Origin of the sequence: Micromonospora sp. D93, from assembly GCF_018070365.1 — a bacterium.
Classification (GTDB): domain Bacteria; phylum Actinomycetota; class Actinomycetes; order Mycobacteriales; family Micromonosporaceae; genus Micromonospora; species Micromonospora ureilytica.
On the sequence record NZ_JAGPXW010000015.1, the window covers coordinates 105,384 to 121,489 of the forward strand.

Consider the following 16,106-nt stretch of genomic DNA (forward strand, 5'->3'; position numbering starts at 1 on the left):
CCAAAATGAGTGTCGCGGGCGGAGAGGGGATGCCCGCCCCCGCCGCGTTGTTGGTCACGCCGTGGCACGTGCAGGTCGGCGACGGGTATGCCGCCACCTACGCGGTGTGCGGTTATCCGGCCGAGGTCGGCCCCGCGTGGCTCGACCCGCTGCTGTCCTACCCGGCACGGGTCGCCGTCTCGGTGCACCTGGACCCGGTGGCACCGCAACTGGCCGCGCCGCTACTCAAGCGCCAACGCGCCCGCCTCGAATCCTCGCGCCGCCTGGATGCCGACCAGGGACGCTTGGGTGATCCCATGGTCGAGGCGGCCGCAGCGGACGCCGCCGACCTCGCTGAACGCGTCGCCCGCGGCGCGGCGAAGCTCTTCGACACCGGCATCTACGTCACCATCCACGCCCGTACCCTCGACGAGCTGCGCACCGTCACCGCGGGCGTGAAATCCGCCGCCGCCAGCGTCCTGCTGGACCTACAACCGGCTACGTTCCGGCACCACCAGGGCTGGATCTCCACTCTGCCGGTCGGCGTGGACCCGCTACGGATGCGCCGCATCCTCGACACCACCGCCCTCGCGGCGGCGTTTCCCCTCGCCTCGGCGGACCTCGCCGCCCCGGCCCCCGGCACCGTCGCTGCGCCCGAAGGGCTGCTGTACGGGGTCAACACGACCAGCAACGGGGTCGTGATCTGGAACAGGTGGGCGCAGGACAACCACAACTCGGTCGTCCTGGCCCGCTCCGGCGCGGGTAAGTCGTACTTCGTCAAGCTGGAGGTCTTGCGGAACCTCTACCAGGGCACCGTCGTGTCCGTCATCGACCCCGAAGACGAGTACGCGCCCCTGGCCGAGCACGTCGGCGGCACGGTCGTGCAGCTCGGCCAACCGGGCGTCAGGGTCAACCCCCTCGATCTGCCCGCCGACAACCGGCCCGACACCCTCACCCGACGCGGCCTGTACCTGCACACCCTGATCTCGGTCATGCTCGGTGCGGCACCGCCGCCGGGCGAGCGCGCCGCGCTGGACCGGGCGATCACCGCCACCTACGCCCGCGCCGGGATCAACGGCGACCCGGGCACCTGGACCAAACCCGCGCCGCTGCTGCGGGACCTCGCCGACATGCTCGCCGCTGACGACGACCCGGCCGCCGGGCAGCTCGCCGCCCGGCTCGCCCCTTGGACGGTCGGGAACTTCGCCACCCTGTTGGACGGGCCGACCACGACCGTCCCGCGTGGGCACCTGGTGGTGTGGTCGCTGCGGCACCTGCCCGACGAGCTGCGCACGGTGGGCACACTGCTGGCGCTCGACTCGATCTGGTCGGGCATCGACACCCCCACCACAGGGGCCCGCCGGCGGCGGCAGCTGGTCGTGGTGGACGAGGCCTGGCTGCTGATGCGCGACGGCGAAGGCAGCCGGTTTCTGTTCCGGATGGCCAAGGCAGCCCGGAAGCGGTCCGCCGGGCTGTGCGTGATCACCCAGGACGCGGCCGACGTGCTGTCGACCGATCTCGGCCTCGCCGTGGTGTCCAACGCCGCGACCCAGGTCCTGATGCGCCAGAGCACGCAGTCCATCGACGCGGTGTCCGAGGCGTTCGGCCTGACCGCCGGGGAATCGCGGCTGCTGCTGTCGGCGCCACGCGGCGAAGGGCTCCTCGTCGCAGGTCGTAGCCGGATCCCGTTCCGCGCGGTGGGGTCGGCGGCCGAGCACAGGCTTGCCGTAACTGGGATCGGGGAGGCCGACTGATGACCACCCCGACCTGGCCTACCGACCTCGGGCACTGGACCATCGCCCGGCCATGGCTCGGCTTCGTCGCCGCTGCCGCGATCGTCGCAGCGGTGTTGGGCCACGACCAGCTACTGGCCTGGCGGCACCAGCGGTTCGCGGCTGGCGCGCGGTGGTTGACCATCGCCGCACCGCCGGAGGTTACCGCCGAGGCCGCCGCCGCGTTCTGGACAACGCTCACCGGCGTGCTGACGCCATCGGTGTGGCGACGCAGGACGTACGGGTACCCACACGTGGGGTGGGAGTACACGTGGACCGGCCGGGCCCTGACCATCCGGGTCTGGGTGCCGAGCACGGTGCCGCCCGGCGCGGTCGAAGCCGCCGTCCGGGCGGCCTGGCCCGCCGCGACCCTCACGACCGCGGATGCCGCCGCGCCGATCCCCGTCGAGGTGGGCGAGCAGGTGGGCGGGGCGCACTGGCCGCAGCACACCGACGGGCTGCCGCTGCGCAGCGAGCACGACACTGACCCGCTTCGGGCGTTGCTTGCCGCCGGGGCTGAGGTCCGCCACCGCGAACACGCGTGCGTGCAGATCCTCGCCCGCCCGGCACCCGCCCGCCGCGTGCGGGCGGCCCGCCGGGCGGCGGCCACCACCAGCAACCATCCCCACGGGCGGCCCGACATGGCCGCCCAAGCTGTTTCGGGTGCGGCGCGGTTGGCCATCGAGCCTCTGCTGTGGCTCCTGGAGGTCTTCCTGCCCGGCTCGTCCCGGCCGCACAGCCCGGCGCGCGCCGCAGCGGCGCGCGCAGCCGAAAGGGATCCGGTAGCCACCGCCGACGCCCGCACCATCGTGGACAAGGCCGTGCGGGTGCCGCACTTCGAGATCGCGGTCCGCTTCGCCGTCGCCGCCGACTCCGACCGCCCACCGATGAACAAGGAGCGGGCCAAGCAGGTCCACGAACGCCTCGTCGGGCTCGGGCACACCATCGCCTCGGCCGCCGCGGCGTACACCGGCCCAAACCGGCTACGCCGGATGAAGATGCCCCACCCGGTGGCCACGATCGCCGGACGGCAACTGCGGCGCGGCTTCCTGGCCACCGTCTTGGAACTCGCGGCCCTGGCCGCGCTGCCGCAAGACCTCGCCGTTCCTGGCCTGGACCGGGCGCGGGCCAAGGCCGTGCCGGCGCCCGTGCAGGTCCCCTCCGGCGGGCGGAGCGTGAAGGTGCTGGGCCGCTCACAGATCGGCCACCACAGCATCGGCCTCACTGTCACCGACGCCCGCCAGCACGTGCACGTCGTCGGCAAGACCGGCGTCGGCAAGTCCACGCTGCTGCTGAACATGATCCTCGGCGACATCAAGTCCGGGCGCGGGACCGTGGTCATCGACCCACGCGGGGACCTGATCACCGACATCCTCGACCGATTGCCCGCCTCCTTCGCCAAGAGGATCGTGATCATCGACCCGGACCAGGAGAACCCCGGCTGCTTCAACCCCCTCGATGACGGCGGCGATCCGCACCTGGCCGTGGACAACCTCGTCGGCATCTTCGCCAAGATCTTTCAAGGGCAGTGGGGGCCCCGCATGGATGACACTATGCGCGTCGCCTGCCTCACCCTGATGCGCCATGCGAAACCAACCCTGAGTCTGGTCCCGTCGTTGCTGCAGGACCGCGACTTCCGGGCCCGGTTCACCCACGGGCTGGACGACCCGGACGGCCTCGGCGGGTTCTGGCTCTGGTACGACGGCATCAACGAGCAGTTCCGGGGCCAGGTCATCGCACCCGTCCTCGCCAGACTCCGAGCCTTCCTGCTGCGGGACTTCGTGAAATCGGTGATCGGTAACGCCCACTCGTCGTTCGACATGGGCCGGGTCCTCGACGGAGGGGTGCTGCTCTGCCGGCTACCCAAGGGCATCCTCGGCGAGGAGACCAGCCGCATCCTCGGCTCGATGATCGTCGCCCGGGTCTGGCAGGCCGCCATCGCCCGCGCCAGCATCCCCGAAGACCAGCGCAAAGACGCCAACCTCTACGTGGATGAGTGCCACAACTTCCTCACTCTGCCCGGCAGCGTTGGAGACATGCTGGCCGAGGCCCGCGGTTTTCGGCTCGGGCTCGTCCTGGCGCACCAGGACCTTGCGCAACTGCCCAACGACATCGCCGCGGCGGTGTCGGCCAATGCTCGGACGAAGCTGTTCTTCAACGTCGATCCCGCTGACGCGCGGGACTTGTCCCGACACACCAAACCCGAGCTGGACGAACACGACCTCGCCCACCTCGACGTCTACACCGCCGCAGCCCGGCTGCTGGTCGGCAACCGGGAGCTACCCGCGTTCACCTTCGTGACCAACCCGCCGGCGCTGCCGGTGGGTGAAGCGACCGCGATCCGGCAGGAGTGCGCCGCCGCCCACAGCCGCACCGGTGGTGAGCCGCCGATGCAGCAGCTCGCCCGTACCGCGATGAAGCGGCGCATGACCGACCGCGACCGCTGAGCACTCCGGCTCGCATCAGGGCTCGGCTGGGTGCAGCACCGGGGACTCGTCTGGGGGTGTCCGCGACACGAGACCCCACACGAGTCCCACGCCCCTGGTCTGTCAGGCGCCTGACCTGCCCCAACCCACCCGACGCCAGCACCGAAATAAAGATCAACTCATCCAGACTCCCTACGGGACTCTCTCTCCAGGGGTGTATCCACCTATGCCGCAATCACGATCGGCCAGCCTCCTGTCCATCTATCCCCACATCACCAGCCGTGACCGCAGGCTCCTCCAACTGCTCGACGACCACCAGGTCCTCACCACCGATCAAATCCACCGCATGCTGTTCCTCGCCCGACGGACCTGTCAGATCCGCCTCGGTGAGCTGGCCGCATTGGGCCTGCTGGACCGGTTCCGGTTCGCCCGCGCCGGGGGTGGTAGTCATCCGTGGCACTGGACACTCGGCCACCAGGGGCACCAGTTCCAGGCCGCCGCTCACCGCCGGCCCGAACCCACCGTGCGCACCAGCCGTCAGAGCGTCGACCGGCTCTCGGCCAACCCGAACCTGACCCACCTGCTCCTGGCCAACGAGTTCTTCGTCCGGCTCACCGTGCACGCCCGCCAGCACCCGCAGGCGCGGCTGGACCGGTGGTGGTCCGAGACGATGACCACGAAGCAGTTCCGCACCATCACCGCCGACGGGCACGGCCTGTGGAGCGTCGCCGACGCCACGGTGGGGTTCTTCCTGGAGGCCGACACCGGCACCGAACCCCTCGGCCGGGTGGTGGCCAAACTCGACCGGTACGCGCAGCTGATCCGCCGCGGCGGCCCCCGCTACCCGGTGCTGCTCTGGCTGAGCAGCGAGCAACGCGAAGGGCACCTTCACCAACTCCTGCGCGGCCAGCGCGGCGATGTACCGGTCGCGACCGCCACCCACGACGCCGAACCGGCCGAAGCCGTCTGGCTCCCGGTGGGCGCCACCGGCCGAGTCCGCCTCGCCGACCTGCCCAGCGACCACGGACAGCCCGTGGCGGACAACCCCAACTACGACGACGGTGTCTTCGTGCCCTGACAGACCCTGGCACTCCCACGGCGGATCCTGTCAGCGCAGCTCACAGGCATGGTCGAGGTTCCTGACAACGCCGGCGCTGTCAGGTCACGCAGCTACGGTGCAGCTTCTTCTTTCTTTGCTCGCACCGCCGCCGCCTCTGTTCCTCCTCGGATCTGCCCGCGCCAGCGGGATCACCCACAGCCCACCCTCGGTTGGCTCGTGATTCACGCCCCGCGCCTTGCACGGCAGCTTTCCCGGTCCAGACGCCGCGCGTCGGTGGCACCACCGCGCATCCCCCACTCCACGCCCTCTGTTTCGCGAAGGGAGCAGCCTGTCATGCCCATGCCCACGCCCACCCCGCTCACCGCTTCGGTGATCACCGTCTGCTTCGCCCCCGGTGAGGACGCCGACTGGTTCGCCGCCTCGGAGAAGGTCAACGATCTTCTGCGCGCCAACGGCACCCCCGCCCGCCGCTACCACGTCCGCCACCGCCGCCTCATCGGCTGGCTGACCCGCTTCCTCGGCTACTACCTCCTCGACGCCGCCCGCCGCTTCGGCGCGGTCACCGTGGCCGCCGGAGGCCGTAAGGGTCGCCTTGACCTGACCGGCACCGCCGCCAAGGCCTCCCACTACGCGGCGCTGCGCTGGCGTGCCTGGAACACCCACATCGCCGCGACAACCCGTCCGGCCCGCCCCTTCGAGGACTACCTCGCCCAGCACCACGCCGACCCGACCAAGGTCAGCGTGGCCGAGGCCCGCCGCCGCTTCGAGCAACAGCCACGCGTCCTGGCGATGCTCGCCCTCTCCTTCGACCCGTACGAGCTGTCCGTCTACCAGGCCGGCGAAGCCACCTACGTCGGGCTGCACTGGCGCATCGCGCTGATCGGCGACGCGCTGATCACCACCGACGGCCGCCTGCTCACCCCGGCCACTGACTCCGTCGCCGACCGGTTCCGCTTCCTCAACGAAGCCTGCGCCTACCTGCGTGGCCTGCGCTCCAGCGCACGACTGTGCGCCGTCGCCATCGCCTAACCGCCTGAAGTACCGAAGGCCGGTCGCAGCCCCTCTGCGACCGGCCTTCCCCATGCCCACAGCACGACCGCCGGCAGAGGAGAACCCTCGTGTTCCTAACCGATCCCGCGCTGCGGCGCATCGCCGCCGACACCAACGACGTCCTACCCGAGCACCTGTGGCGCCACGACACCGCCACCCCCGAACCGATCGGCGACCTCGCCCGCATCCTGCACAAGACCGCCCGCGACTTCACCGACAGCACCACCAACCTCGACCAGGCCCTCACCCGGGTCGGTGTGCTCGCCGAGACGGCCCGGCAAGGGTTGGCCGCCCGCGCCGACCTGCACATCGCTGGCTACCACCAGACCCTCACCGACGCGATCGTCGCCCGCGAACGGCACAACGTCCTCGGGGCCGCGCTCGTCGCCTGCTACCACGCCTGGCGCAACCACCAGCCGATCGGCGACGGCGACGAGCGGTACCTGCTCCTGCGGCGCTGCGACCCGTCGCGCGGCGTGGCGACGCTACGGCGCAAGGACCCGCATACCTGGCTGGTGGTGCCCGACGCCGAGGCCGCTGGCGCGTTCGACATCCCCTACCCGGATCGCGTCGTCGGCGAGGTCACCGAGACCGAGCACAGCTGGACGCCCACCGCCTACATCGCTCGGCCGCCTCACCAAGCCCCGCTCGCCACGGTGTATCAGCTACCCGCGTGCGGTGACCTCGCCTCAGCCTGCCGGTCGCTGCTGCGCTGGTGGCACCTGCGCCACTCCGACACCTGGCGCAACCGCACCCCGAACCAACTCGACCCCGCCGAACTCGCCCACCTCACCAGCTGAAGCGGGGGACCTGATACCGACTCCTGCCGCCGGCAGAACCTCGTCGGACACGCCACCCACGTCAAGGTCGGCAAGTCCGACGCCAGGCTCCGCCCGCCCGGCAGCGTCAACCCGCTGTGGCTGTCCCACCCCGACGCCGGTATCTACCGCGATCCGACCGAGGGCCGCCTCTACATCCTCCAGCCCGACGAGGCCTTCCCCGGCCACTGACCGGCCGACGCGGCACCACCCACCGCCACGACCACCGGGCCGCACCCCTCGGCAGCGCACGACGTCACGCGCCTGCCGCACTGACCGCTGCCCGCGACCCGGCGCACCACCGCCCGGCACACCACCGTGCCAGGCGCCCCCACCAGTTCCCACGGAAGGAAACCCTGATGGAACAGCTGTCGCTGACGCCTGCCACGCAGGCCGTCCTCGACGCCCTGACCGACCTCGGTCAGGGCGACGTCCACGAGTTGGCCGACAAGTCCGGCAAGGCCCGCTCGACCACCGACAAGGCGATCAAGACCCTGGCCGACGCCGGTGTCATCGTCGCGATGGACACCGACGCCGACCCGGCCGAGGGCATCCCAGCCCGGTGGACCCTCGCCACGCCGAGCGACGCCAATGCCCACCTGCCCGCCGACGCGGCCGGCGAGACCGACATCGGCGACCCGAGCGCCGACAACGCAGCCCACCAGCCGCACACGGAGATGGGCCACCAGCCCACCGATGCGGTCCACGGCGCCGTCGCCGAGAACGACGGACCGGACGACGGCAGCGATGACGCCGTCGACACGCCGCACACCGAGACGGCCGGCCAATCGGGCAGCCAGCTCGACAGCGACGGCGCGAACGAGCCCGACGGCACCACCGTGGACGACATCGGGCGCGGCGAGGACGAGCAGGCGCTGACGGTCGCGGCCGTGCAGCCCGCTCGCCCTGGTGACCGCAAGGTCATGGCCATCAAGGGTGTCCTGGCCGACCACGGGGACATCGGCGCCACGCTGGACCTGATCGTGGGCGAGAGCGGTATCAGTCACCCGACCGCCTCGCGGCTGCTGACCGCGATGGAGCAGGCCGACGCCGCCCGCCGGCTGCCCGGCCTGCCGCAGCGGTGGATCGCCGGCCCGACCAAGGCCAGCGAGGTCGACCCGAACCCGGAGCCGCCCCGCTGCCCGCTGTGCTACCAGGTCATCCGCGGCCTGGCGACCGCGCCGAGCGCCACTGCGGCAGTGCTGCCCCTGATCCGGCCGGACGGCACGCTGCACGTCGTCGCATCGGACGGCGAGACCCACATCATCGCCCTGCCCCAGAGAATGCCGCCGCGCGCGCCGGGCATCACCGCGAGCGTGGGCCGCAGCGACGCGACCGCCAACGCCGACGGCAGCCAGCCGTTCGGCAGGGGCGAGTTGGAGAAGCTGACCCTCGACGTCCTGGCCGCGAACCCAGGCCAGACGATGAGCCCGCAGGACATCGCCACCGCCATCAGTGCACAGCTCGGCCGCGCGGTCAGCTCCGGGGCGGTGCGCAACAACTGCACCAAGGCCGCCGCCGCCGGCCGGATCCTCCTGGTCTCCGATGCGCCGCTGACCTTCATCTACCCGGCCCAGGCCGACCCGAGCCCCACCGCGAGCACCAGCGTGGAGCAACCCCAGCAGGACGACAACGACGCCGAGCAGTCCTGACCCGCACCATCCCCAACTCATCGCGGGGGCCGAGCGGATGCGCTCGGCCCCCGCGGCATATCGAGAAGGAGCACCCCATGCCGCACGAACTCGAGACGTTCGCCGACGGAACGACCGCCTTCGCCAGCGCCCGCCTGTCGGCCTGGCACCAGCTGGGCACCGTCACCCAGGACACGATGAAGGCCGAGGAGATCATGGCCGCCGCCCGACTCGGCGACTGGGGCGTACGGACCATCCGCACCGTCGGAATCGACATCGTCAACGGAGTCGAGGTGCAGATCCCCGCCGACGACAAGCGCATGACTGTCCGCCGCAACCCGGTCACCAGCGCAACCGAGTACCTGGGCATCGTCGGCACCGACTACACCGTGGTCCAGAACGAGCAGTGCGCCGAGATGCTCGACCGCCTGGTCGATCAGGTAGGCGGCGCCCACTTCGAGACCGCGGGCAGCCTCCGCCGCGGCAAGTCGGTGTTCGTCACGATGAAGCTGCCGACGGCGATGGAGATCGCCGGGGTGGACCGCTTGGACCTCTACCTAATTGGCACGACCTCGCACGACGGCACCGCCGCCCTGCGGGTGGACGCCAGCCCGATCCGGGTCGTCTGCGCCAACACCCAACGCGCCGCCTTCGCCCACTCTGCCGGGCACTACACGTTCCGGCACACCTCCAACGTCAACTCCCAGATCAGCCAGGCTCGCGAGGCGCTGGGCCTGATGTGGAAGTACATGGAGACCTTCGAGAAGGCCGCCGAGCGGATGCTCCAGACCGAGCTGACCATGCGCGAGTTCGAGAAGATCGTCGGCCAGGTGTGGCCGGTCAAGGACAACGCGTCCGAGCAGACCCGCAACAACGCCAAGCAGCGCCTCGGCACCCTCAAGTACCTGATCCGCGAGGCCGACACCCAGAAGGCCATCTCCGGCACCCGGTGGGCCGGCTACCAGGCCATCACCGAGTACCTCGACCACTATCAGCCCGCTAAGAACGTGTTCGCCCGCGCCAACCGGGTGCTCACCGGCAACGTCGGCGAGCTGAAGGTGGCCACCTTCGACCTGCTGAAGGTCTGACCGCACCTCTGCCCCTCTGGGAGGCGGTCCACCGACCGCTGCCCCGGCCCGCACAGAACGGACACGCCCATGGCAGCACCGAGCAACAGGCGGCGCGGATCAGACGAGACGGCAAGCCGATGATCCGCCACATCCGCCACCCCCACGACCTCCGACAGTCCGTGTGCGGCCTGCCCGCCGCCGACATTCAGCGGTGGGAGACCGACGACCCGCAGCGCGTCGAGTCCACCTGCGAGGACTGCTACACCCTGCTCCCCGAAGCCGCCCGACCCGACGACGCCAACCACCCACCCGGAGACGCGACCCTCATCGACACGCTGCGGCGCATCATCGCCAACCGGCAGCACGCCAAGATCGACGGCGTCCTCGTCGACCTGTGGTCGGCCAGCGTCACCATCCTCATCTGGGACCAACTCCGCGACGACAAGCGGCAACAGCTGCTGACCCTGCCGTCACACCAGCTGATCCTGCGCTGCATCGCGATCTACACCCGCGTCACCGCGATGAAGGACCACCAGTGACCGGCTCCGCCTACCTCAGTGGTTCCACTTCGGGCCGTGGGTGTTCTCGATCGACGCCGCGCAGGCGCTGATCGCGGCGTCGCCCCGCGACACCCGACCCGTTGGACGTGCCGGCGTGGGCCGCCGCATACGGCCTTGCCCATCTCGACAACCCCAACCCGTGGGCAACCAACCTCATCGGCCCGACCAACACCGCACTCAATCGGACCTACGCCATGACCACCGACCTGGCCGAGCCCTCGATTGTGGCGCAAATCAGCGTCAACGAACAGCCGCCCGCCACGCTACTCATCGACGGGACCCACCGCCTCTACCGCGCCTGGCGCAGACACATACCGCGGCTGCCGACCTATGTGCTCACCGTCGAGGAAACCCGGTAGGTCCAGAACGACCTGCTCCTCGGACCAGGCAGAACCTTCGCCATCCCGCCGTCGAACCCAGGACGGCCTGACACAACCCGATCCCACCGCGTACGCCTCGGAAGCCGCCCCAACGCCGGCGGCGACCGAGGCGTACGCGCATTCACCCCTTGCGGAGGAACCCGTGACGCACACGCCACCGTGGCGCAGGGTCTGCAACTGCCGCTGCATCATCCACTACCGCCTGCCGCGCACCACCTACAACGAGCCCGGCTGCGCCTGCACCATCACCTGCGCCACCCAACCCCTCACACTGCTGGCCCATCAGCAGGGCCGCGCATTCTTCCTCGACCAGGACGGCGACCTCTGGCACGTCCCCGCCATGGCCAGCGGCACCTGGGACTGGGACAACGCCACCAAGATCGACACCCGTGCCGACGTCTACGACGCCGGCCTCGTCATCGAGCACCTGCTACGCCAGGCCGCCAACGTCCTCGACAAGTCCACCGACTGACCCGCCCGCTCAAGGTGGGCCGCCCTTGGGGGCGGCCCACGACCTTTTCGTGCTTCACGACTAAGGGAGACATCTATGCACCGCACCTACCGCACCGCCCGCGTGCGCGCCTGCGACTGCCGCTGCCCGATCCACCACGGCCAACCGCGCTCGATTTACAACAACCCCGACTGCCACTGCCTGGCCACCTGCGCCAGCCAACCCATGACCCTGCTCGCCCCACAGATCAACGGCGCCGTGTTTCTCGATGCCGCCGACGCCCTCTGGTACGTGCCCAGCTTGGAGCCCGGCCACTGGGACTGGCGCTACGCCACCCCCGTCGACGTGGGCCACCCGCTGCTCCCGGCCAGCACCCTGATCACCGGTCTCCTGCGCGAGACCCACGCCGCACTGCTCCCCCTTCTCTACCGCCTCTAGAACGCACGTCGCGGCGTCCAGTCGCGCACCGCACGCAGACCGACCCCTTCTCGCTATCCCGAGAGGTCACCACCATGACAAAGATCATCGTCGGCGTCGGTACCGTCGTCGTCATCGCCTGTCTCGGCCTGCCCCTCCTCCTGCTGTCCTCCGTCACCGGCCGCGGCCCCGGCCGATGCGCCATCGCCGCCCCACCCGGCCTACGCCCCTCCGGGCAGCCGCCCGGCGCCAGCCGATGGGACACCGAGCAACTCGACATCGCCGCCACGATCATCGACGTCGGAGTCACCAGAGGCGTACCCCGCTGGGGCTGGATCGTCGCCGTCGCCACCGCAATGCAGGAATCCGGCCTGCGCAACCTGCCCCACCTCGGCGACCGCAACGATCACGACTCCATCGGCGTCTTCCAGCAACGCCCCAGCCAAGGCTGGGGCACCATCGCACAACTGTCCAAGCCCGCCTACCAGGCCGGCACCTTCTTCGACAAGCTCCAGACCGTGCCCGGCTGGCAGACGATGCCACTCACCCAGGCTGCGCAGGCCGTGCAGGTGTCCGCGTTCCCCGACGCCTACGCCACGTGGACCGACGACGCCCTGCACCTCGTGGAGCAGTTGACCAGCACCCTCGCCGACTGTGCCACCGATGCCCTGGACGCGCTCCCCACCGGGTTCGCGTTACCCGCCAACACCCCACCCGCCGTAGCGACCGCCATCACCTGGGCCGTCAACCAACTCGGCACGCCGTACCACTTCGGCGGCACCTGCACCGACCCGCACTCCGGCGACCCCGACAAACAATGCGACTGCTCCTCGCTGATGCAAGCGGCGTACCGGGCCGCCGGCATCTCCATCCCGCGCGTCACCACCGACCAAGTCGACGCCGGAAAGCCGGTGGCCGACCCCACGCTTCTGCTACCCGGCGACCTCGTCTTCATCCCCGGCCGCCAAGGCACAATGGCCAACCCACGCCACGTCGGCATGTACGTCGGCGAAGGACTCATCATCCAAGCCCCGAGAACCGGCGACATCGTCAAGATCACCAAGTTGATCAGCTGGATCGACGAGATCGCGGCGGTACGCCGTATCGAGATCCGCTGACCGTCTGTGGGTTCTCAAACTCGATGGCAAATCCTCAAAAATGTCGCGGTCGATGTCGCTTAAGACATGATCTTCGGAACCCTCATCGTGACGGCAGCGCTTGTCCGATCTCCCCGAGTCGTGCGTCCCTTCAGCACCGGCTCGGGCAGCGGGCCTTGCCAGGCGAGCGCGGCGCGCTCAGCGCCGGTGCCGAGCGCGGCGACCTCGTTGGGACCTAGCTAGGAATCCCGCTTGACGGGTCGGGTGTTTGGCCAAGAAATGCCTGAGCTCGTCGGAGTTGGTGTTCCATCACGAGGAGGACGTTGTGGAAGACGTGTGGCATGTGGCGGTCCAACCGGCGGTAGATGTCGACAGCCTCACTGGCGGCGGTCAGGGCTTCATCGTGCCGCCCCAGAGCCGACAGCCAGAGGCCGAGGTTGTGCAGTGATTGGGCGAGGCCGGGGTCGAACGCGGCCGAGTTGGTGGCAGCCAACCGGCGGTTGATGTCGACGGCCTCGCGAGCGGCGGTCAGTGCCTCCTCGTGCCGCCCCAGAGCCGATAGCCGGGTGCCGAGGCCGTCCAGCAATGTCGCGAGCTTAGGGTCGAAGGCGGCTGGGTTGCCGGTGGCCAACCGGCGGTCGATGTCGACGGCCTCGCGAGCGGCAGTCAGGGCCTCCTCGTGCCGCCCCAGAGCCGACAGGCGTCTGCTGAGGTTGTGCAGCGATGTCGCGAGCTCAGGGTCGAAGGCGGCCGGGTTGCCGGTGGCCAACCGGCGGTTGATGTCGACGGCCTCGCGAGTGGCGGTAAGGGCTTCCTTGTGCCGCCTCAGCTCCATCAGCTGGCTGCCGAGGCCATTTAGCGATGTCGCGAGCTTAGGATCGAAGGCCGCCGGGTTGCCGGTGGCCAACCGGCGGTCGATGTCGACGGCCTCGCGAGCGGCGGTCAGGGCCTCCTCGTGCCGCCCCAGATCCGACAGCCAGACGCCGAGGTTGTGCAGTGATCGGGCGAGGTCGGGGTTGAACGCGGCGGGATTGGCAGCGACCAACCGGCGGGCGATGCTGACAGCCTCGCTTCCGGCCGACAAGGCTTCCTCGCGCCTACCCAGCTCCATCAACTGGGCGCCGAGGACATTCAGCATTACCGCGAGGACGTGGTCGAACTTGGCCGGATTGGCAGCGACCAACCGGCGATGGATGTCGACAGCCTCGCTGGCGGCGGTCAGGGCTTCCTCGCGCCGACCGAGACCCGACAGGTCGCCGCCGAGGTTGTTTAGCGATACCCCGAGGACGTGGTTGAACGCGGCCGGGTTGGCAACGGCCAACCGGCGGTAGGTGTCAACGGCCTCGCGAGTGGCGGTCAGGGCTTCCTCGCGCCGCCCCAGATCCGACAGCCTGAGGCCGAGGTTGGACAGTGATCGGGCGAGGTCGGAGTCGAACGCGGCCGGGTTGGCAACGGCCAACCGGCGCCGGACGTCAACGGCCTCGCGAGTGGCGGTCAGGGCTTCCTCGCGCCGCCCCAGAGCCGACAGCCGAGCACCGAGTCTGTGGAGGTGTAGGGCGCGTTGGTCGTCAGTGTCGGCGCGGGCCAGCCGTGCGCGGCTGATCGCGACAGGCGTGTGCAGCAGCGTCTGGTTCGTGGTGGCGGGTAGGGCTTCGTCGTAGGCGGCGAGATCTCCGGGATCCAAAGGGATGGTGTCGATGGCGTCGGCGATGGCCTGATCGATCGGCCCCGTGCCGGTCAGAGCGACCCGGATAGCGGTCTGCAGCAGCCGTGGGTTGGCGTACAGGAGTTGCCGAATGGAGTCTGCGGCGGCGGGGGTGTGTTGAGCGGCTGCGGCAGCGATGGTCAGGACCCGTACCGCCCGGGTCGGGGAGGTCGGGGAGGTCAGGGGAAGGGTTAGGTCCGCGATCGCGGTAAGCAATGCCGGGTTGGTGACCAGATGCGTGGCGATGAAGTGCTCGGTGAGCCGGGCGGGTAAGTGGGGGTCGAGCCAGCTACCGGCCCTGGTCGGGTACAACTTGCGCAACCACAGGACGAGATCGTGCAGAAGATCGTCGCCGCTGCCGGTCAAGCCAGGTAGCCGACGCAAGACCTCGGTAGCGTCGCCGAGGCCGTCCGCGCCGAGCAGGACTCCTGCCATCACCACCGCCCGCAGGGCAGGCAACCCGACCGCCGGTAGCTTGGCGGCGGCTGCGTTGCGTTGCCACCAGGCTTCCTCGATGGTGAACAGGCGGTCCACGGTGCGGTCGAGGGTGATCGGACCGGTCAGGTTGTCGTGTACAGCAACTGCGGCGGCGGCGTGTACGAGCAGCAGCCCGGCGGGCGGGTCGGCGGGGATCAAGCTGGCCTGCGTTGCAGCGGTGTCGCTGCCGTCGGCGAAATACCGCACGGCCTGGGTGAACCGTTGCTGCTGAGTGGCGGCGTCCGAAGTGAGCGAATCCAAGATGGTCTGCGCTCGGGCCGGGACCATTGCGTCGACGTCCGCGTTGAGGCTCTCCCGTAGCCGTGGCCACCACGTTTCGACGGTCCGAGCGGCAGCGAGCACCAGAACGGTGGTGCTGTCGTAGACGGTGGTGAGCATCGCGGCAAGGTCGGGGTGGGTGTCCGCGTCATCGACGATGAGTAGCACCGGCTCGCCCCGAGCCACGGCGAGTTTCGCCGCGTCGGCCCCTTTCCCGCGACCGACCCAGCCGATGGTCCAACTCTGGTCAAGGCGGGAGATCGCCTCGATCAGCAGACGGGTCTTACCGCAGCCCGCAGCCCCGCTCACCAGCCATATCCGTTGCGTTCCCGGTTCGGTCCACCAATGCACCAGCCGCCGCAGATCGCGTTCGCGCAGCGGGCTGAACGCGACGATCTGCTGGTCGGGGTTGAGCGCGGCGAGCAGGCTGTCTCCGGCCGAGACCGGATCTCTGGCAGGGTGAGGATCGGTCACCTTGTTCCATGCCTCGACCCAGGCGGTGCGGGTGATGTGTTGGGCCCAGAGCATCGTGCCGGCAAACCCTGCTCCGCCCGAGACCACACCGAGGAGCACCGCGATCGGCCACGGCACGAAGTTAGCTCCTGCAGCGGCCGCCCCCGCAGCCAGCAGGAAGGCCACCGCCACACCAGCCGGCAGCCGCCCCCACCAGGGGATGCCGCTAAGCACCGGATACCCCCAGTATGTCCCCGGGCTGCCGCCGCCCGTAGGGGCGTGCCTTCCTGGCCGTGCCCGCTCTCGATGTCCGGTGCAGCGCCGGCGGCGAGAAGAAGCCGCATGAGATTGACCGCGCCGCGCACGGATGCCTGGTAGAGCGGGGTCGAGCCTTCGCAGTCGGCCGCGTTGGGGTCCGCTCCGACGCGCATGAGGGCGCTGGCAACCGCTGCGTTTTCCCATCACACGAGGGCGGACGGCG

General features: G+C 70.0%; 14 protein-coding genes. 12 read left to right on the top strand and 2 right to left on the bottom strand.

Annotated features, from left to right (window positions below; translation table 11 throughout):
• The first annotated feature begins 29 nt into the window (after positions 1–29).
• The 12 genes from KBX71_RS18630 to KBX71_RS18685 all read left to right on the top strand — a co-directional run bounded on the left by KBX71_RS18630 (position 30) and on the right by KBX71_RS18685 (position 12,732).
• Positions 30–1,733, top strand: coding sequence for a VirB4 family type IV secretion system protein (locus tag KBX71_RS18630; protein ID WP_247683697.1), 1,704 nt, complete (start codon positions 30–32; stop codon positions 1,731–1,733).
• Positions 1,733–4,198, top strand: coding sequence for a type IV secretory system conjugative DNA transfer family protein (locus tag KBX71_RS18635; protein WP_247683698.1), 2,466 nt, complete (start codon positions 1,733–1,735; stop codon positions 4,196–4,198). Before KBX71_RS18630 ends, KBX71_RS18635 begins: the two co-directional genes overlap by 1 nt.
• Positions 4,199–4,403: 205 nt before the next feature.
• Positions 4,404–5,255 (top strand): replication-relaxation family protein, encoded by an 852-nt coding sequence (locus KBX71_RS18640; RefSeq protein WP_210819276.1) that lies wholly within the window; start codon positions 4,404–4,406, stop codon positions 5,253–5,255.
• Between the two features lie 315 nt (positions 5,256–5,570).
• Entirely contained in the window at positions 5,571–6,266 is a 696-nt protein-coding gene (locus KBX71_RS18645) for a hypothetical protein (protein WP_247683699.1), read from the top strand.
• 89 nt (positions 6,267–6,355) lie between these two features.
• Positions 6,356–7,087, top strand: a complete 732-nt coding sequence (locus tag KBX71_RS18650) for a hypothetical protein (RefSeq protein ID WP_210819277.1) — start codon at positions 6,356–6,358, stop codon at positions 7,085–7,087.
• 377 nt (positions 7,088–7,464) lie between these two features.
• On the top strand, positions 7,465–8,757 hold the full coding sequence (locus KBX71_RS18655) for a MarR family winged helix-turn-helix transcriptional regulator (RefSeq protein WP_210819278.1): 1,293 nt from the start codon (positions 7,465–7,467) through the stop codon (positions 8,755–8,757).
• Positions 8,758–8,834: 77 nt separating this feature from the next.
• Positions 8,835–9,824, top strand: coding sequence for a DUF932 domain-containing protein (locus KBX71_RS18660; RefSeq protein WP_210819279.1), 990 nt, complete (start codon positions 8,835–8,837; stop codon positions 9,822–9,824).
• A 119-nt stretch (positions 9,825–9,943) separates the two neighbouring features.
• Positions 9,944–10,345 (top strand): hypothetical protein, encoded by a 402-nt coding sequence (locus KBX71_RS18665; protein ID WP_210819280.1) that lies wholly within the window; start codon positions 9,944–9,946, stop codon positions 10,343–10,345.
• 101 nt (positions 10,346–10,446) lie between these two features.
• Positions 10,447–10,725: a hypothetical protein gene (locus KBX71_RS18670; RefSeq protein WP_210819281.1), complete on the top strand. Its 279-nt coding sequence runs from the start codon at positions 10,447–10,449 to the stop codon at positions 10,723–10,725.
• A gap of 163 nt (positions 10,726–10,888) precedes the next feature.
• On the top strand, positions 10,889–11,218 hold the full coding sequence (locus tag KBX71_RS18675; RefSeq protein WP_210819282.1) for a hypothetical protein: 330 nt from the start codon (positions 10,889–10,891) through the stop codon (positions 11,216–11,218).
• A 75-nt stretch (positions 11,219–11,293) separates the two neighbouring features.
• A complete protein-coding gene (locus KBX71_RS18680) occupies positions 11,294–11,635 on the top strand; it encodes a hypothetical protein (RefSeq protein ID WP_210819283.1) in 342 nt (113 codons plus the stop codon).
• A gap of 74 nt (positions 11,636–11,709) precedes the next feature.
• Positions 11,710–12,732, top strand: a complete 1,023-nt coding sequence (locus KBX71_RS18685) for a C40 family peptidase (protein ID WP_210819284.1) — start codon at positions 11,710–11,712, stop codon at positions 12,730–12,732.
• Positions 12,733–12,946: 214 nt separating this feature from the next.
• Here KBX71_RS18685 and KBX71_RS18690 read toward each other — a convergent pair whose 3' ends face one another.
• Both KBX71_RS18690 and KBX71_RS34840 read right to left on the bottom strand, forming a co-directional pair.
• Positions 12,947–15,700: a tetratricopeptide repeat protein gene (locus tag KBX71_RS18690; RefSeq protein WP_210819285.1), complete on the bottom strand. Its 2,754-nt coding sequence runs from the start codon at positions 15,698–15,700 to the stop codon at positions 12,947–12,949.
• Positions 15,643–16,056, bottom strand: coding sequence for an ankyrin repeat domain-containing protein (locus KBX71_RS34840; protein WP_210819286.1), 414 nt, complete (start codon positions 16,054–16,056; stop codon positions 15,643–15,645). The genes KBX71_RS18690 and KBX71_RS34840 overlap by 58 nt, the downstream gene beginning before the upstream one ends.
• Positions 16,057–16,106: the final 50 nt, after the last annotated feature.